26 protein-coding genes are annotated in these 15,971 nt (G+C 62.2%); 4 read left to right on the top strand and 22 right to left on the bottom strand.

The genetic code is table 11. From position 1 onward, the window contains the following. Nucleotides 1–245: 245 nt before the first annotated feature. Genes AB6806_RS27545 through AB6806_RS27530 form a run of 4 tightly spaced genes read right to left on the bottom strand, consistent with a single transcriptional unit; the run spans nt 246 to nt 2,726 of the window. A complete protein-coding gene (locus AB6806_RS27545) occupies nt 246–941 on the bottom strand; it encodes a Gp138 family membrane-puncturing spike protein (protein ID WP_370956177.1) in 696 nt (231 codons plus the stop codon). Further along, nucleotides 941–1,888 (bottom strand): phage protein, encoded by a 948-nt coding sequence (locus AB6806_RS27540; protein ID WP_370956176.1) that lies wholly within the window; start codon nt 1,886–1,888, stop codon nt 941–943. Before AB6806_RS27540 ends, AB6806_RS27545 begins: the two co-directional genes overlap by 1 nt. Further along, a complete protein-coding gene (locus AB6806_RS27535) occupies nt 1,885–2,199 on the bottom strand; it encodes a phage baseplate plug family protein (protein ID WP_370956175.1) in 315 nt (104 codons plus the stop codon). Before AB6806_RS27535 ends, AB6806_RS27540 begins: the two co-directional genes overlap by 4 nt. Then, entirely contained in the window at nt 2,199–2,726 is a 528-nt protein-coding gene (locus tag AB6806_RS27530) for a phage baseplate protein (protein ID WP_370956174.1), read from the bottom strand. Before AB6806_RS27530 ends, AB6806_RS27535 begins: the two co-directional genes overlap by 1 nt. Before the next feature lie 65 nt (nt 2,727–2,791). On the opposite strand from AB6806_RS27530, the gene AB6806_RS27525 reads away from it, so the two are divergent. Both AB6806_RS27525 and AB6806_RS27520 read left to right on the top strand, forming a co-directional pair. After that, on the top strand, nt 2,792–3,079 hold the full coding sequence (locus tag AB6806_RS27525) for a type II toxin-antitoxin system RelE/ParE family toxin (RefSeq protein ID WP_370956173.1): 288 nt from the start codon (nt 2,792–2,794) through the stop codon (nt 3,077–3,079). Nucleotide 3,080: 1 nt separating this feature from the next. Next, nucleotides 3,081–3,365: an addiction module antidote protein gene (locus tag AB6806_RS27520; RefSeq protein ID WP_370956172.1), complete on the top strand. Its 285-nt coding sequence runs from the start codon at nt 3,081–3,083 to the stop codon at nt 3,363–3,365. 90 nt (nt 3,366–3,455) lie between these two features. Here the strand turns inward: AB6806_RS27520 and AB6806_RS27515 are convergent, their stop codons facing one another. The 5 genes from AB6806_RS27515 to AB6806_RS27495 all read right to left on the bottom strand — a co-directional run bounded on the left by AB6806_RS27515 (nt 3,456) and on the right by AB6806_RS27495 (nt 6,166). Then, nucleotides 3,456–4,313, bottom strand: a complete 858-nt coding sequence (locus AB6806_RS27515; RefSeq protein WP_370956171.1) for a hypothetical protein — start codon at nt 4,311–4,313, stop codon at nt 3,456–3,458. After that, nucleotides 4,306–4,830, bottom strand: coding sequence for a hypothetical protein (locus AB6806_RS27510; protein ID WP_370956170.1), 525 nt, complete (start codon nt 4,828–4,830; stop codon nt 4,306–4,308). The genes AB6806_RS27515 and AB6806_RS27510 overlap by 8 nt, the downstream gene beginning before the upstream one ends. Nucleotides 4,831–5,111: 281 nt before the next feature. Then, nucleotides 5,112–5,456: a twin-arginine translocation signal domain-containing protein gene (locus tag AB6806_RS27505; protein WP_370956169.1), complete on the bottom strand. Its 345-nt coding sequence runs from the start codon at nt 5,454–5,456 to the stop codon at nt 5,112–5,114. Continuing rightward, nucleotides 5,449–5,616 carry a hypothetical protein gene (locus AB6806_RS27500; protein WP_370956168.1) on the bottom strand — a complete coding sequence of 56 codons (168 nt, stop codon included), beginning with the start codon at nt 5,614–5,616 and terminating at the stop codon, nt 5,449–5,451. The genes AB6806_RS27505 and AB6806_RS27500 overlap by 8 nt, the downstream gene beginning before the upstream one ends. A gap of 310 nt (nt 5,617–5,926) precedes the next feature. After that, nucleotides 5,927–6,166 carry a hypothetical protein gene (locus tag AB6806_RS27495; RefSeq protein ID WP_370956167.1) on the bottom strand — a complete coding sequence of 80 codons (240 nt, stop codon included), beginning with the start codon at nt 6,164–6,166 and terminating at the stop codon, nt 5,927–5,929. On the opposite strand from AB6806_RS27495, the gene AB6806_RS27490 reads away from it, so the two are divergent. Then, on the top strand, nt 6,147–6,452 hold the full coding sequence (locus AB6806_RS27490) for a hypothetical protein (protein ID WP_370956166.1): 306 nt from the start codon (nt 6,147–6,149) through the stop codon (nt 6,450–6,452). The genes AB6806_RS27495 and AB6806_RS27490 overlap by 20 nt on opposite strands. 58 nt (nt 6,453–6,510) lie before the next feature. Then, a complete protein-coding gene (locus tag AB6806_RS27485) occupies nt 6,511–6,864 on the top strand; it encodes a hypothetical protein (RefSeq protein WP_370956165.1) in 354 nt (117 codons plus the stop codon). Here AB6806_RS27485 and AB6806_RS27480 read toward each other — a convergent pair. Genes AB6806_RS27480 through AB6806_RS27420 form a run of 13 tightly spaced genes read right to left on the bottom strand, consistent with a single transcriptional unit; the run spans nt 6,861 to nt 15,970 of the window. Further along, nucleotides 6,861–8,885 (bottom strand): phage tail tape measure protein, encoded by a 2,025-nt coding sequence (locus AB6806_RS27480; RefSeq protein ID WP_370956164.1) that lies wholly within the window; start codon nt 8,883–8,885, stop codon nt 6,861–6,863. The two genes, AB6806_RS27485 and AB6806_RS27480, sit on opposite strands and share 4 nt — an antisense overlap. After that, the gene (locus tag AB6806_RS27475) at nt 8,878–9,045 is read right to left on the bottom strand and encodes a DUF6889 family protein (RefSeq protein WP_370956163.1); all 168 of its coding nucleotides are present in this window, start codon (nt 9,043–9,045) and stop codon (nt 8,878–8,880) included. The genes AB6806_RS27480 and AB6806_RS27475 overlap by 8 nt, the downstream gene beginning before the upstream one ends. Before the next feature lie 17 nt (nt 9,046–9,062). Beyond that, nucleotides 9,063–9,476 carry a phage tail assembly chaperone gene (locus AB6806_RS27470; protein ID WP_370956162.1) on the bottom strand — a complete coding sequence of 138 codons (414 nt, stop codon included), beginning with the start codon at nt 9,474–9,476 and terminating at the stop codon, nt 9,063–9,065. After that, on the bottom strand, nt 9,476–9,940 hold the full coding sequence (locus tag AB6806_RS27465) for a phage structural protein (protein WP_370956161.1): 465 nt from the start codon (nt 9,938–9,940) through the stop codon (nt 9,476–9,478). Before AB6806_RS27465 ends, AB6806_RS27470 begins: the two co-directional genes overlap by 1 nt. A 10-nt stretch (nt 9,941–9,950) precedes the next feature. Further along, complete coding sequence (locus AB6806_RS27460; RefSeq protein WP_370956160.1) at nt 9,951–11,768, bottom strand: DUF3383 domain-containing protein; 1,818 nt, start codon at nt 11,766–11,768, stop codon at nt 9,951–9,953. 3 nt (nt 11,769–11,771) lie between these two features. Then, a complete protein-coding gene (locus tag AB6806_RS27455; protein ID WP_370956159.1) occupies nt 11,772–12,356 on the bottom strand; it encodes a phage neck terminator protein in 585 nt (194 codons plus the stop codon). A gap of 6 nt (nt 12,357–12,362) precedes the next feature. After that, on the bottom strand, nt 12,363–12,731 hold the full coding sequence (locus AB6806_RS27450) for a hypothetical protein (RefSeq protein WP_370956158.1): 369 nt from the start codon (nt 12,729–12,731) through the stop codon (nt 12,363–12,365). Then, nucleotides 12,731–13,216 (bottom strand): hypothetical protein, encoded by a 486-nt coding sequence (locus tag AB6806_RS27445; protein WP_370956157.1) that lies wholly within the window; start codon nt 13,214–13,216, stop codon nt 12,731–12,733. The genes AB6806_RS27450 and AB6806_RS27445 overlap by 1 nt, the downstream gene beginning before the upstream one ends. Further along, nucleotides 13,213–13,629 (bottom strand): DUF4054 domain-containing protein, encoded by a 417-nt coding sequence (locus AB6806_RS27440; protein ID WP_370956156.1) that lies wholly within the window; start codon nt 13,627–13,629, stop codon nt 13,213–13,215. Before AB6806_RS27440 ends, AB6806_RS27445 begins: the two co-directional genes overlap by 4 nt. A gap of 10 nt (nt 13,630–13,639) precedes the next feature. Further along, nucleotides 13,640–13,978, bottom strand: coding sequence for a hypothetical protein (locus AB6806_RS27435; RefSeq protein ID WP_370956155.1), 339 nt, complete (start codon nt 13,976–13,978; stop codon nt 13,640–13,642). 1 nt (nt 13,979) lies between these two features. Continuing rightward, nucleotides 13,980–14,408: a hypothetical protein gene (locus AB6806_RS27430; RefSeq protein WP_370956154.1), complete on the bottom strand. Its 429-nt coding sequence runs from the start codon at nt 14,406–14,408 to the stop codon at nt 13,980–13,982. 3 nt (nt 14,409–14,411) lie between these two features. Then, entirely contained in the window at nt 14,412–15,455 is a 1,044-nt protein-coding gene (locus AB6806_RS27425) for a hypothetical protein (protein ID WP_370956153.1), read from the bottom strand. Between the two features lie 14 nt (nt 15,456–15,469). Continuing rightward, on the bottom strand, nt 15,470–15,970 hold the full coding sequence (locus AB6806_RS27420) for a structural cement protein Gp24 (RefSeq protein WP_038367862.1): 501 nt from the start codon (nt 15,968–15,970) through the stop codon (nt 15,470–15,472). Nucleotide 15,971: the final 1 nt, after the last annotated feature.

Here is a 15,971-nt window from a genome sequence, read left to right as displayed (position 1 = left end):
ACTCTGCAGCACGTGCAACGTACCGGCCGAAGCCGTCGTGAAGGCGGACACGACACGCAGGATTCGCTGTCCCGGGTGCGGTTATGAGGACGACTTCCACGAAGCTGTGAAGGCCGCACTCGGCTATCAAGCGCGTCAAATCCTGGATGCTGCGCTGAGCGGGCTCAGTAGCAGTAGCATAAGCGTCAAGGGCAGCTCGGAGCCTAAGCCACGCTTCATTTTCGGCTGAAGACATTCTGATCTCCTCAGTCCGTGGGCCCAGCCGACGTGCCGCCTCCCGGCTGAACGCCGGTGTGCTTGTGTGTCGAAAGGTGGATCCCGTTCAGGATGATCTCGCCCGTCACGATCATCGTGCCTGCGAAATTCACGTTGCCAGCCCCGCCGGAGATGTTGACCCCGTTGGCAGCGGCGATACCGACCTGCTTGTCCGTCGAGATGCCGACGCCCCCTGCCCCGCTCAGGCTGATCTTGGTGTTGCCATCGTCGGAGCGGACCTCAGTCGCGTCCGTCGAGACGTTCTGGAGTGCCCGCGGGTTGGACCGAAAGCCGAGCATGGCGAAGGCATTCGATAGGTTGTTCCCGCCGGCATCCATCGGCACCTGGGTTCCACCGCTCTGCTGCCAGGAATCCTGCGAGCGCGAGCAGAAGTTCAGCAAGCATTCGTCGCCGGCCGAAACCGGGAACGTCATCGTCTGTCCGCCGGCGCCGGGGAACTGCACCGGGATGTCAGGGATCACCGGATAGTCGACGGCCTTGGACGTGCCGTCCGGCTGAAGCTGATAGGCCTTGATCGCCGGCTGGGCCGAAATGGTCTGCTTCTGCGGGTCATAGCTCACCACGCGGGCCGGCATGGCTGTGAAGAAGCCGGAGCGGAAGGAATCGAACATGGCGCGCAGCGTCTCTTCGAAGCTGTCGCTGCGATCTCTGAGGTCGATGGTCATCAAACGTCCGTGGGGATGCCCTGTTTGGCGAAATTCGCCAGCACGAGGCCTTGCTCGCTCGTCGCCACACAGGCGCAGTCGGTGTACCAGGCGGTGCCGCGGGTATCTCCGGAATGCTCGAGATAGAGCACCTTGTAGAAACCATCCGCCGCGATGCTCGGCAAAACCAATTGCTGGAGCTCGACCGGGTTGAAATAGTCTTGGTTGAGCGCTGCGCGCTGGATCGATGCTTGGTCGATCTTAAGCCGCGTTCCTGGCCGGACCTTCGGGTTCAGCAGCATCCTGACCTGGATGCCGCCTGTCGTCTGCACCGGCATCCCGATCATGCCGGTCTGCGAATTGAGGACGAAGGCCTGCCCCTCCATGGCCTTGTCGTTCTTGACGATCTCAAGCTTCTGATCGCGGATCGTCCAAGCACTGTTCGTCGACTGCGCGACGGTGCGGAGGACATCGCGCGCCATCCCGAACAGCGCCCTGCCCCGCGGCATCTTCTGCGAGCCGAGATCGGCGATGAAGCCCGCGGTGATGCCGAACGGCTTCATCGCTTCAAGCGCGACATCGACTTGGTCCCGATAGGTATGGCCGGCTGCGAGCGACTTGTTCACCACCGCATAGGAATAGGCGGTGTCGCCAGACTTGCTGTTCAGGACCAGATATTTGTCGACCGGGGTTTCCCGAGCCGGGCCGCGCTTCTGGTAGATCTCGCCTTTGTGGATCTGTCCGAAGCCATCCTCATAGCCGGCAGACAGGGAGACGATCTTGCCTTCCTTGTTGATCGCGTTGGCGGTGTCGTCGGACAGGTTCGAAATGGTGATCTGCGCGACCGCCGGCCGCTGCCGCTGAAGCTCCTGCTGCACGATGAAGCGCACGCGCAGTTCCGAGAGATCGAGCGTCTTCCCACCGCCCTCGACGGTGAGATTGAGCTTGCGCAGCCACTGCCTGGTCATGGCGTGACGAACAGAACCTTGCCGTTCGACCCAAGATTGTCAAAGGTCGGCTCGACTAGGACGTTCCCGTCGGTATCCACGCGTATTTCACCGCCGATGCCGAGGTAGTCGAACTGCTGCAAGAGGTTCTCGCCGGCGGTCAGCGGAAGCCCCATGATGAGCGGGACACCCTCATAGGTGCTGAGATCGATGAACCAGCCGCCGTCCGGTGTGTCGCCCCAGCCGAACCGCACCGTGTAAAGGACCGAAGCGAGCTCGATCGTCATCTTCTGCGCTTCGGGCCGCAGTGGGAATTCCTGTCTCGTCGCCATTATACGCCACCGACGACGCGGCCGCCCGGCCCGGTCTTGAGCGATTGCTGCCCGACATCGGTAGTCGATCCAGTCTTGGCCGGATTGGCTTGGGCAGATTTCGGAGCCGTCGTCGTCTGCGTGTTGACGATAATGATCTCGCGCAGACGCAACGAGCACATCAGCACGTTGGCTGTCGACTCGTCCCGCGTCTCCTGGATACCGACCGGAAGCATGTTCTGGTAGTTGCGCCGCCCGGTCGAAACCTCGATCGGCTGCCGCCGTGCCTGAATAGCGAGCAGCATCTGATATGCCTCGTCGCTGTAGCCGGTATAGCCACCGGTCGAATCCGACCACCCGACGATCATTTCGATCTCGGCGGGCATCTTGAACGCATGATCGGAGATGGCCGCGCCGCTTTCCACGGGGTGATCCGTGGTGATCAGAGTGTCGCGGCCCGCCTCGCGGACCATTACGTCAGGGACCATCGTGTCGATAGTCACGCCCGGGCGCCGGATCAGCGCGAAGGTGTCATCGAGTAGGGCCAATTTAATCGACCTATCTTTGTGTATTTAAGTTGACAATCGTCGCCCGGCCGTGTACTAAGATACACATGATCGAAGTCCGCCAGACAGCCGTTTTCCGGGAATGGATTTCCGGACTGAAGGACCGGAAGGCTCAGGAAATCATCGCTAAGCGGATGGTTCGGATCAGCGCCGGGTTGATGGGCGACGTGAAGTATTTCGACGGAATCGGCGAACTGCGCTTCGACTACGGTCCGGGGTACCGGGTCTATTTCACCAAGAGCGGCAACGTCGTCATCATCCTGCTCTGCGGTGGCGACAAGGCCACCCAATGGGTCGACATCAAGCGGGCCATCGAAATGGCCAAGGAGGTCTGAAATGCCCCTCGAAACCACTCCCTTCGATGCAGCGGAATTCCTGACCAGCGAAGAGGCCCAGATCGAGCTTCTCAAGGACGCGATCGAGGAAGGGGACCCTACCTATATCGCCCATGCCCTCGGCGTGGTCGCGCGCGCTCGTGGCGTGTCTGAGTTTGCCCGCGAGACAGGGCTAAGCCGGGAAGCGATCTACAAGGCGTTCAAGCCGGGAGGGAACCCGACGTTAGACACCCTCACGAAGGCTACGAAAGCTCTGGGATTGAAACTCGCCCTCGTCGCGGCATGAACCTCTTCGCGTTGACGCGCACGCCTACTAAAAACCTCCCGGCCGAAGCCGGGAGGTTCTGTCACTTGCGGGCGGCGTGAACCGACTGGGTTACAGAACATCAATGGCCGCCCGCCTCCATCGAGACCAGAGGTCCCGCAGGAAACGCTTCTCGACATATCGCTGCGCCCGATTGTGAGCGTGCATCTTCGTCTCGACGCGTTCGGCCTCGTAGAGCTTCCGCACGTCGTAAACGTCCTTCAACGGACCGCCTGCCTTTACGATGCAGGCACCGAGGTTCCACATGACCGAGCGTCGGGCCGGGCTATAGCCATGATCGAGAGCTTCTACGCCACCAATCCGGCGTTGCCGCCCACCGTCCGGCATTACGGCTAGGCCCATCCGCTTCCAGAGCTTCGCAGGGTTGTCATAGGCTGAAAGGTCGCCCGCCTCGCCGATGATCGCCGCGAGTGACGCCAGGCCAACGCCGCGGACGCTCTCGACCCAGGAGGCAACCGGAAGCTCCTTCGCGAGCTTCACCAGCCGTTTCTCGACAAGCTTCCGATGCTTCTCGACACCATCCCTCGCCTCGGTCAGCGGAAAAATCGCCGCTAGCGCGATCTCCGCCATCTCGTGCGCCCCCTTGCTAAACGCGGCGTTGTAGATCGCTTCAGCTTCCTTCTTGTCGCCGCCTTCCGCGAGGCGTCGGCAAAGTGCCCTTGCCTGCAGCGTCAGGGACTTTTCGGCGCGATGCCAAGCTTGCCGCCGCCGCCATTGCTCCCTGATCTCCGCGATGATGGGCGCGAGGTCGACAATGATCTCATGGGAGCCGCAAGGAGTTTGGTCGACCTCGCATTCGCCGTTTCCGGCGAACTGAATGGGTGCGAGGATAGCACCTCCTCCTTGGGCATCACGAGCCGTGCGGCCATCCTCGCGCTGGGTAACACCCAGCATCTGCAAATTATCCACGCGAAGCCTCCTCTTGGAGCTCGCGCAGCCGCTTGTCGGTCATGACGTCACCGACGGTGTTGTCCCCCTCAAGGTGCTGGCTGACCAGCCTGAGCCATCTCGCCTTGTGCGCCATATCCGCAGACTGGCTCTCATAGAATGATGCCGCAGTAGCGATATCCTCGCGGGTCGCTTCACCCAGCTTCTTGCCTCCGGGCAACGGGAACATGAGGAGCGTTCCGGCTGCCAACTGAACGACGCGATATGATCCCGTCACGCCCGACTTGCTCGGCACCAGCTTTTCGACCGGCGCTTTCCACGCATTGCGGCGGTCGAGATGCACCTGAGCGCGGATGGCGTCGTAGCAGGCATTTGCGATCAGAGGCTCGGTCAGCAGATCGCGAAGCCTGCGGCTCTGCTTCACTGCCTCCTGCATCATCCGTGTCGCCTCACGGACATCACCCTGGGCATCGTCCAGAGCCCGGCGCGCGGCCTCGGCGACGTAATCGATCTCTCTGGTCTTAGCTTGTGCGTTCATCGGTTCTCTCCAGCATCCGGGCCGCCAAGACCTGGACGCAAGTCAGGTGATCGCTTTCACGATCCCCGGAGCTGGAGAGCTCGGGGCATCGCGTCTACCCGTTGGCGGACGGGGCAGTCATGGAAATGAGTGACCGGCGGCAGAAGACGTTTGGGGTCCAGTCAACTACTGGCCGCCGGTCTCGCCCTGCCTGTAGGCAGGGCATTCGAATGAAAGGCTGGCGGCAGATCGGGTATGGTGATCGTCTCAACCTTGGCCGCCAGCCATCCGCTTTCGCGGAGCTAAAAATTCTCCCAGCCCTCGACCTTCGCTCGGAAGGCGCGGGCGTACAGCCAATCGAAATCGTTGGTCTCCACGCTCGCCATCCAGATGATGGGCACGTCGGATAGATCGGGATCGGACCACTCGGCTTGGTAGTATCCGGCCATTCCAGGAACCGCCGAGTACACCGCACCTGCCTCGTCCAAGTATCGGAGCATGTGAGGGACGCGGGCGACCGTATCCCCCTTTTCCATTTCCTCCGGGGTCAGCGCGTAGACCTTGTTGGGGCCCAATCCCGCGCCAGCCGCAGCGGCCACCGCAATGGCGGCCATGCCTTTGATGAAGAGCCGGCGCGTCTCAAGCATTTTCGAGCTCCCGTACCGCGCCGCCAACGATCGGCAGGGGCTTCGGGGTCGGAATGGCGAAGGCCGCGCCATTGTCGCGCTCGCCACGCTCGAAGAAGCGGCGAAGGGCGGGGTCGCGGACGAGTTGCGAAAGAGGTATGCTGTTCGAAGCTTTGAGCATGGCCATCACCGTGCTTGAGGTCAGGGCCGGGTTTGAGGTTGCACCCTCTCGCCCGGTCCGCTATTTTATATGCTCATTAATTCGAGGCGTCAACATTAATGAGCACAAAAAATAAAGCCCGCGGCCGCCCTCCTGTGGACTCCGATCTTGTCCGCTTCCGTGCCGAGCGGAAAATCCTCGATGCCATCGATCAATTCGCGGCGGATCAATCGCCCCCCGCCTCCCGTCCCGAAGCCGTCCGAACACTCGTCACGGAGCAGCTTACGACCCTAGGCCTCCTCCCCCACCGTGAAGGCCCCGAGGGCGCGAATTAACGGACGAGCGGCTTCATATTGCGGATCACCCGCTGATTGACGGAGTCCGGCAGCCCTAACTCAGCAAGCGCGGCGCTCGACGGCCCGATGCCCACCCGTGTCTCCCGCCGCAGATCTCCGCTCACTGTTGAGACCGTAACCGACTCGACTCTATCGCCGAAGAGCAGCAGGATTTCCGCGACGGCAGGATCGATTGCCGGGGGCTTGGGGGCATCCGTGATTTCGGTTTCCGACATTCTAAAAATCCTTGAGCAGATTCCGATCTGGAAGACTGTGTCCGCGCTGCCGAAGCGGGTTGCCGCTCTTGAAGATCAGGTGGTGGCACTCAAGGCGAAGCTTGATGAGGCGAACGCGGCTCCGGCAATCCTTCCTGGCGAGCCTTGCCAAGCATGCGGCCAACGGGCGATGCGCCGCACTAGCCGGAGAAAGTCAGCCGGTGTTTTTGGCGATGTCGGCGCGATGGACGAGACGTGGACATGTTCAGCATGCGGCGAAGTTGAAGAGCGTGAGGTCGTTCGCTGAACCCTCTGACTTCTCCGAGCGACTTCTGCCTGATAGTTTCCAAGCGACGGAGGCGAGCATGCGCGCGATCTTGATAGCTCTGGCAGTGATGGTGAGCGGGGCGGCCTGGGCCGGCGAAGGCGATTTCCCAATGTTCCCGGTCGAGCAGCGCTGCAAGACGCATACGTTGGGCGATCGTGCTGCCTACGCCGACTGCATCAACAACGAGCAAAGAGCATATAACCGAGCCAATTACCTGCGCTCTGATGTGTCAGATGAGGACAAGGCCTACTGCTCGAATCTGGCCAATTCGGCGAAGGCGATGAACTACACGGTTCTAAACATGTGTTACCAGGACAAACTGTCCATTGCCCGCAGCAAGGCTGAGATGAAGGCGTTGAAAGAAGGTCCGGCACCCAAGTTCAAGTATTAGCGGACGGCACCCTTCACGTCGCGCAATAGCACCTGCCCAAGTCCGCGCTGGGCATCTCCGACCTGATTTGCCGTAAGCGACGGGTCTCCGCTTCCGACGACTTCAACGCGGTTGTTTTGGTTTATCGTGACGGTTGTATCGCCGCGGCTGGCAATCGACGGGGTGAGCGTGGCGCCCGATGCAGATCCGGTGCCGCTGCCGACCTTCGAAGCGTTGTCGGCAGCGATGCCTAGTGCGGTCGGGCTGACGCGAGCGAGAGGGGGAAGATCGGGACCACCCTGCTTTTGGGAAGATCCGGTCTTGAGGCCTTTCATCATGCCGAAATACGAGCTCGCGCTCGTGCCGTTGGCATCATAGTTGTCCATGCCGGATTGAAGCTGCTTGGCACCACCGATGCCTTTGAGATGTGCAACCGCGAGCCAGCCGGCAATCTCCTCCTCTGACATGCCGTCTTTGATAATACCGGCCTTCTTCATCCGGGCATGGTTGATGGCGGTATGGCCCGCAAAAGCCTTATCCTGGCCGCCCCCCTTATTGGCGAGGAAATCCTGAAGGCTGTTCAAGCCATCCTTGCCGAGCCAGTTTGATGCGTCCGTAAGTCCGGTGTTCGTCGTTCCACGACGCACATAGCCAGCATCTGCGAGAGCCGGGCCGCCCATCTGCCACCTCCCCCGAAATCCATATTGGTTTCCGGGTTGAGCATAATTGTTCCCGCTCTCCCTGCGGCCCAAGCGGTTCGCGTAATCTTCGGCGGCTTTCTCAGAAAGGCCGGGGAGGCCGCCTGCCGGGGATTCGTCATTGCCCCACCCGAAGAAGCGCTTCGTGCGCTCCCAAAGTGATGGCTTCGCCTTTTCCCTGGTAGCCTTCTCCTTGGCCGCCTTCTCGTCGATCGCGGCAAAAGGGTTCCGGCCTCCGGGGTTTTCGATCGCGTTGCGACGAGAGTTGAAGTCCGCATCGCTCTCGTAGAGCTTGTACCCGCCATAGGCGAGGCCGCCGACGCCCGCGCCAGCGATACCGAGCATTCCGAAGAAGCGCGTCAGCGCCCCCCCGATGGTTGCGGCCGAAGCGGCATTACCTACGGCGATGATGCCTGCCGCCACGCTCATCAGCCATTGGGCAAGCTTCAGCCCGATCAGTGCCTCAACCGCGAGCGTTATGCCGTTCTGCCCCGTCAGCTTCTGCGAGAAATTGTCGAAGCCTTCCCAAATGGGCTTCAAGGCCGAAACGACTTTCTCGGCAACCGTCGCCAGTTCCCCGAGCGTCCGACCGACCTTCTCGATGAATTCGACGTAGGACTTCCCGTTCTCGTTCGTCCACTTATCAAAAGCGACAACGACGCGCTGCAAGGCAGGAGCAAACTCCGCCATCAGCTTCTGCCCGACGATCTCGAGCGAAGCCCCGAGGGACTTCATGGCCTGTGTGAACTCGGCGCCGCGCTTTGCGGCTTCCTCTGAGTTCAGTCCCTGCGCCTTGACCTTGGCGTTGTACTCATCGAGCCGCTTCTGAAACGTGCCCGACTGGATGGCTTCAAGCGTCGCGAGGTCGATGCCGGCAACTTCCGCCAGGCCAAGTTGCTCAGCTTTCGGCCTGCCTTTGATCCTGTTCGCGAAATCGATCAGGGTATCGGTGGATGCCCGCAACCCCTTGCTGTCACGGGTTGCGACGCCAAGCTGCTTCAGGAACCCCTCAAATCCGGGGTTCCACTTGAGCTGCCGCCCAAAGTTCTCGATCGAGGCGCCGGCACCTTCTGCGGATGATCCAAGCTGCGAAGCGGCATAGCCGATGGCGCGGATGCCCTGGACGGTCGCCTGTGTCCGCTGCGCCTGCCAGTACACTTGCTCGAAGGACTTCGAGATCTGCTGGACGCCCTCGAAGACCTTTTCCGCCGACTTGGCTATGGCGCGGCCCAGTAGATCCGCTTGCAATGTCGCCGAACGGACCGATGCCTCGAAGCGCTTCTCGGAATTTGGGTCGACCTTGTAGCCCAGGCTGACAAGGAATTCGCGGATGACATCAGCCATTGGCGGCTTCTCTTGCCCGATGGGCGTTTTCGTCGCGGATATCGAGCGCGTCGTTCAACCGGGCGATGTCCGCGAGGGACAGCGAGCCGTCGATCACGGATTCATATCGACAGAGCCCTTCCATGACGGGGCGCAGGACGTAGTCCTCGCCGTCCGGCATGTGAACCGGCTCGAATTTTAGCCCTGGCTGGCGGCGCTCAAACTGGACGCCAGCCCTGCCCAGAAAGGGCCGACTTCAGCCATCACCACGTTTGCCGTGATTGAAATGAGTTCGAATCCGGTGATGTCGTCGAAGATCGGACGGCGCACCGAAGCCTGCCAAACCTTGGCCCACCCGGTATCGCCCGGCTTCTGGCGAGACACGCCGGCCATGCAGGTATTGATCACGTAGTCCACGGCGGCATCAGGCATCGAGCCGAGGGCTTCGACGGCTGGCCCGATCATGCCGAGCGGATCGCCGTCTTGAGCAGCCTCACGCAGCGCGGACAGGATGGGAGCGAGGCGGCGGACGAGGTGAACCTGATCCATCGCCGAGAGCAGAGCCGACCGATACCGGTAAGCCCCGACCTCAAATTCAGCAGGCTCGCGCATCAGAACACCGCGGCCGGCGTACCAGTGCCGAGGATGTAGTCGATCGAAACGGAGTTGAACGTCCACTCCACTGTGTTGCCGACCTTCGCATAGGAGAGGTCGGGAACCCGGCGGAAGGCGCAGAAAGAACATGCGACAGCATCGCCGCGCTGGACATCACGGATCAGAATGGTGTTCTGTCCATGATTGGCCGGGGATGCGAAGTCGGCATTGGCGATCGTCATCAGGATCGCATTCGTCGGCGAGGTTTTCAGCAGCCGGACGGTAACCTGCCCCGACTTGCCAGCATGCAGGCTGTGCATGCCGCTGCCGTCGGCGCCGATCGTCATCGTGTCGCGGTCTTCGGTCTGGGCGATCGTGATGCCCTCCTCCGCCGCCCCTGCCCCGTTGCCGAGCGAAACGCGGCCGTTCGGCCCGACGAGCTCAGCTAGGGCGCTGAGGAACGAATAGGTTGCGGATGCCATCGATCAGCCCTCAGCGATTTACAGAAATCATCACGTCGACAAAGTGGACAGCTCCAGCCAGCTTCACCGCGATCTGGATCGGCACCGACTTGCGGGCCTCGCGGTCAGCCTGGCTTTGAGAAGCAATCGGCGGGGCGTAGACGTAATAGCCCTTCGACAGAAAATCCCCCTGCTTGATCTGCCCGAAGCCAGCAGCATTCCAGACGCCCGGCGCGACGAGGCTGTTGGTGACAGCCTGCACCAGCACGTTTTCAACAACCGTGCAGAGGGTGTGCATTCCCTCGTCGGTCTGCGGGATTTTCGTCTGCGAGGTGTACAGGGCGTTCCAAACGGCGGTTTGAACCGCATTTTCCAGCCAATCGAGGCCGTGGCGTTCGTCGAAGAAGGTGCCGTTAGACATCACCCCTTCCTGGATGATGCTCGTTTCGTTGTCGTAGGCAACGAAAACATTGACGTTCTTCGCCTTAAGCGCAGATGCCTGATTCTCGGTGATCACTTCCGCGCGGACAGTCGGCTCGACTTTGAACTTCATCGTCAGGGTCGTCTTCGACCCGTTGAAGTTGACCGTCGAGGCTCGGCCGAAGAACGACGCCACCGCCTGCGGATCGTACTGGCTGTACTGCGCGTAGGTCCGACCGAGGTTGTTGGCCTTCAGCAAGTTGCCGAGATCGCTCGTGCTCGTCGGATCGATCACCGTCGTATCGGTGATGGTGACGCCGAAGATGCGCTTCTTCTGCTGCGCCTCGATGATGTTGGCCGCAGCGATGATCGAGTTGGTGTCGACGCCCTCCTCGACAAGCTCGCCGGAATACCAGTCGCCCGACGCTGCGATCAGAGCGCTGACAGCCGCAGCCAGCGTCTCGGCAGCGATGCCATTAGCGGGCAGGCTGGCTTGCGTAGACTTGCCCTTGAGCAGGCCAGCGATCGAGGTGCCCGAGCCACCGGTCAGCGTGGCGCCAGAGAGGGTGATGTTGGTGCCGCCAGTCTTCGCGAGCGTGAAGGCATTCCCTACCGTACCGGGGATGTCATAGACGACATAGATCGTGCCATTCAGCGCGAAGTAGTTCGCCGCAGCGATGCCGGCATCCGTCGAGCCGTTGAGGAAGGTCGCGAAGGCTGCAGCCGTGGCGATGTTGTCGGCGCCGATGTTGACCTGATTGCCGGTCGCGCCGGTCGTCTTGAAGGTCACCGCCGTTCCATTGACGGTCACGACGTCGTTGTTCGCCGCGTTGCCGACCGCGAAGGCAATGGAACCGAAGGCCGTCGGATCGCTGAGGAACGAGATCGACGAGGTCGCGCCGGTCGTGCCGGATTTGATGACAAACCGGCCGTTGTCGGCATCCCAGACGACCGTCGAGCTCGCGACCAGGGCAGCAATCGCCGTCTGAAGCACAGAGGCGACGCCGTTCAAATTGGTCTGTGCCGAGAAGTTGAGGCCGGAGACCGCGCGCGGGATGCCGTCAAGCACGAAGTAGAAGGCACCCGACGTGACCGCGGTGAAGTTGGCCAGGGCCTGCTCTGCCGTGGTTAGCACGCCGCCGCCGAGGGTCGCATGCGTCGCCGTGCGAGCCCAGCGGCCGATATAGAGGATGGACGGCTGCGGCACCTGCGAGAAGTGCTTGACCGCGCCGCGGTACTCGACATCGGTGGTCGAGAAATCCTGCGCGACGCCGGACAGGTTCGAATAGCCGCGGATGCGTTCGCCGACATCGATGACGTCGGTTGCTCCGATCAGCATGCCGGCACCGAAGTTCCGAGTTGGCGCCGCGACGGGCGATAGTGTGATGTCGACCTTGACGACGTCTGATACCGCTAGGCCCTGGGCCATGGTTCAGTTCTCCACGATGAAGGGCTGCAGATGGCCGGTGTCCGTCGTGAACGAACCTTGGGCCGAGAGAAGGTTGAGAATGGGATAGGTGCGCGTGATCACGCGCCGGAACTGCATCTCGAGGTCGATCTTGCGGATGTAGCGCTCGTTGACGATGTCAGTTGCTGTACGGGCCCGGCTGCATTCGAGCAGCGCGACGCCAGCGGCGTTCAGCGAGTCCCAATTTTGCTTGATCCAGAGCCCGTCGCGAAGCTGGGAGGCCTTGGAGTAGCCATTGGGCCCGTAGAAGCTGGCGAGCATCGTCAGCGTCTCGTGCCGCGTCAGTTCGGTGCTGCCGTCACCTTCTGGGTGATGTTGCTGGTGAGCGCCCCAGTCCGCATCGAGCTCCATGATGCCGAAGGCGCACCATGAGACATTGTCGGGCGGCATTGGCGGCGGTGTTGGCTGCCAGCGCGGCCGAACCATTCCCCGGGTGATCCCAGTGAGGCCTGAAATCGTGTTGCCGATCAGATCCTCAAAGGCATCATCCTCGACAGGCGTCGTCGATGACGGGACCAGAGGTCCGCCAGTCGCAGAGGTGTTGGCCATGTCGGATCACCGCAGGTCGAGAAGGCGGCACATCGCGCAGGTGAAGCCGGCGCCGTAGCGGGAATAGTCATCGACCGTGACGACGGTCCATTTCCGGCCGTTCCAGTCGATGATGTCGGCGTCCACGCCGTTTCCACCTTCGGTCAGAGTGAAGGCGGTGTGGACGATGATCGAGCCTTCCGACAGTGCAGCCTCGGGGTTGCGCTGAAGGTTGCGGCCCTTATCCGAAGTGACCACAACCGATATCGGCGTGGTGGTCGGGGTCTCGATCGTGCGCCCGGTGGCGGGATCAACTGTCACGACCGTGCGCGTGATCGTGGCTGTGTCGGCGAAGAGCGGGTCCGCCAACACGTCGGAAACGTCCAGGAGCGGCATCACTCACCCTTCTTTCGCACGACGTGGGTGATTGCGCGCCTGTACTGCCCCGTATCGATCAGCGGCTTCGTACCCGTGCGGCCTTTGGCCTTGCGCTTGGCGATCGTGACCGGCGAAAGGGGCGCGAACGGCCCTTCGGTGATCCTCGCCTTCACCGCGTTCTCCGCGACGATCCCGACTGCGGTCAGGGTGGCATCAGCGTCCGACGATTTGCCTGAAAGCGCGGCTTGCGCCCCGGTCTTCATCCGCTTCTCGATCTTATCGCGAGCGGATTCGACGCCAGGCACCAGATGCGGCCGCGGTGGGATGTTCTGGGTTGGGGAACCCGTCTCCATCAGGTAGCCGATTTCGGCATTGCTGATGGCGTCTTCGTCATCCCGGCCGGCGGCTGTGTCGGGGATCCCGACCAGCACCTCTTTCGAGGTCAAGTCCTTGATCGCTTTCAGGAGAGCCGGCACGCCATCTTTCGTGACCTTGACCGTCACGGGATCGCGAAGCGCTTGTTCGGGACATAGAGGAGGCCGGCGCCAAAGGCCCTGATCAAGGCGTAGAGGCGCTGCCCGTAAACGGTCGCGTTCCAGAGCCCTGCCCCGGCAATCGTCGTAGTGGTCGTGTCATAGCTGACGCTGACCTTGTCGACAGCCTTCGACGCAACCAGGCTTGAAGACGTTGTGACCACTCCACCGCCGCTCTGCGCCGACTTCTTGGCCTGCGCCGAGAGCACGAGGTTGTGCGCGACGAAGAGCATCACCGCGAGATCGAGCGAAGGACCGAACCGCCCTGCATTGAGCTGCAGGTAGGCCTGTGCCTCCCAGAAATCGAACTGCGATTGCGGATAGACAGTCGCATCCGAGAACTCGGGGAACGCCGCGACGAAGTCGTCGTAGGTGACCGCCACGGCGATGCCCTCAGCTCTTCTTGTCCTTGGCGGTGGCCGGAGCCTCCGGAACCGGGAGTGCCGTCTCGAACCCGTAGACGATTTCAGCGGGAGCTTCGTCGCCGGGAACCTTTCGCAGCATGCCATTGACGACCGCCGCATGGTTCGGGTTGGCCTTCACCCAGGCATCGAAGACGTCTTCGTCGACACCGGTAGTGAGCCCTTCGACGGTGCCGAGATCGTTCCCGGCCCCTTTGATGACGGTCGACTGACGATCCTTGGACAGCCCCGGTTTGTCCGGATTGCCCTCGGGCTCCTCGATGCGGATCGCCATCGGGATACGGCTGGCGATGGTGACGGTCTTGCCCATGTCAGCCTCCGACGCTGGCGGTTTCGATCTTCCGAAATTCTGCGGGCAGGTTCTGGGGATCGGCCGGCTCCATACCCGTGCGCTTGTCGGCGTAGCGATCGACATACTTGTCGATTGCCGCCGGCTGCTCGGAGGCGAAAATGAAGCCGCCTTCGACCGCCGGATGCGCCTTGTTCTGCTCCAGCCATTTGGAGAAGAAATCGGCATCGACATCGCGCGTCAGGGCGTAGCCGCCCCGAAGCTCCTTGGTCGAGGGGCGATCCATTGGGATGGCGCATCCGTTGATGCGGACGACCTTGCCGACGCGCTCGTAGCGGGTAACCTTCCGCTCGGGATTGCTTTGCGTCGGCTCAGCGACTTCGATGGGGTTCTGGAGCTGCAGCAGCAGCCCATGGGGCAGCTTGCAGGCGACAGTGACGGTTGCGGCCATGGTTCAGACCCCCAGCATCTGCGAGATGGCGACCGGATAGCGGATGACCGCGCCCCAGGTGCCGCTGGTCTTCTTCTGCTGCCAGGACGAGAGCTGGCGGACGATCGCATGATCGCGGAGCTTCTCGTTGAAGGCGCAGTAGCCGGTATCGTGGCCGTCGAAGCTGTCGGCGATGAGCTGGACGACGTTGCCGGCCGCCGTGCCGTACCGATACGAGGTCTTCACCGTCAGGTTGGGGAAGTTCTTCTTCAGCAGGTCGGAGACGCTGATGCCGAAGGAGTTGGTCGCGGTCAGTGCGACTTCCGAGCCCGGCGACATCGCCAGGGTGAGCTTGTCGCTCTTCTTCACGCGGCCTGCGGTCTGCGCGACGAGCTGGGAGAACATCGCCTGGACATCGGCGAAGACCTCGTTGGCGGTCGCGACGATGGCGTTGTTGTTGATCCACTTCACGCCGCCAGCGGCCTTCGTGGAAGGCGTGAGAGCTGCCGACAGCGACGGATCGTTGAGCAGGCCGTAGTTCTGCAGCCCCGAGACGCCGAAGTGGTAGGTGTAGTCCGCGAACTTGTCGAGCGTCGCCGCGGCGGACGTCTGAAGCTCACCAACCCAGTTCAGCTTGGCCGCACCGGCACGGTCGATCTGAAGATCACCGTACTCGACGACGGTCTGGAACAGGTAGGACTGACGCTGCGGGAAGGTGGCATTCGCGTCCGACCGGCCGTTGGTGTTGAAGTCGCCATAGCTGGAGACCTCGCCGGTATTCTCGACGACCGTGAAGACCGCGGTCTGGGCAGTCCAGTCGCCGGTCTTCTTCTCGCCAAGGATGTCGGCGCCCTCGTTGGGCGACTGCAGGATGCGGACCACTTCCGGGTCGACATACTGCGTCAGCCAGGCCGGGATACCGCCGCTGGCAGTCGTGGCGAGCGCCGGCTGCGCATCGAGCGCGAACTGGAAATCGGCACGGAACTCTCGGGGCATCCAGTCCATCGCCAACGGCAGATGGATGCCCCACTCGCGCTCGAGGCGAGCGAAGTCGGAATTGCGGGTCATGTGTGGTTGCTCCCTCAGCCCAGCGGGGTGTCGGACATTTTGACGAGTTCACCAGCCGCGCCGGCGGTCATGGCGAACCATTTGGTTTCGGTGCTGCCGGCGACGGTGGCGCCCGCGGCCGCGAAGCTGATCGTGCCGTCGGCGTTCTTGGCGAAAGCCTTCATGCCGACGGTCACGGCGCCGGCTCCGGCGTTCTTCACCCAGAAGTCGCCGCCGTTGAACAGTTCGCCGATGCCGAAGCCGGCCGGGATCACCATCCCGGATTCCGCGAGGTACGTGGTGATGAGCGCCTGGAGATCCCGATGCAGGAAGCCGGTCGGGGCGCCGGTGCCGGTGTTGGCCAGGATGCGGTTCGTCGAGGCATCGGCCCAGCAGAAGCGGCCGATGGTAAGCCCGCTGGGGCCTGCGACGAAACCGCCCTCGACGGAGAGCACCGAATGGCGCGGATTGGCGCTGGCGAAGTCGCCTTCGACGGCCGGCGCCTGGGTCAGATTGACCTGGGTCTGGAAAGGCATG

It is taken from the genome of Allobosea sp. RCC_152_1, assembly GCF_041360765.1.
GTDB classification, from domain to species: Bacteria; Pseudomonadota; Alphaproteobacteria; order Rhizobiales; family Beijerinckiaceae; genus Allobosea; species Allobosea spartocytisi.
Note: the sequence above shows the minus strand (reverse complement) of the source record. Positions and strands in the feature narration are given on the sequence as shown.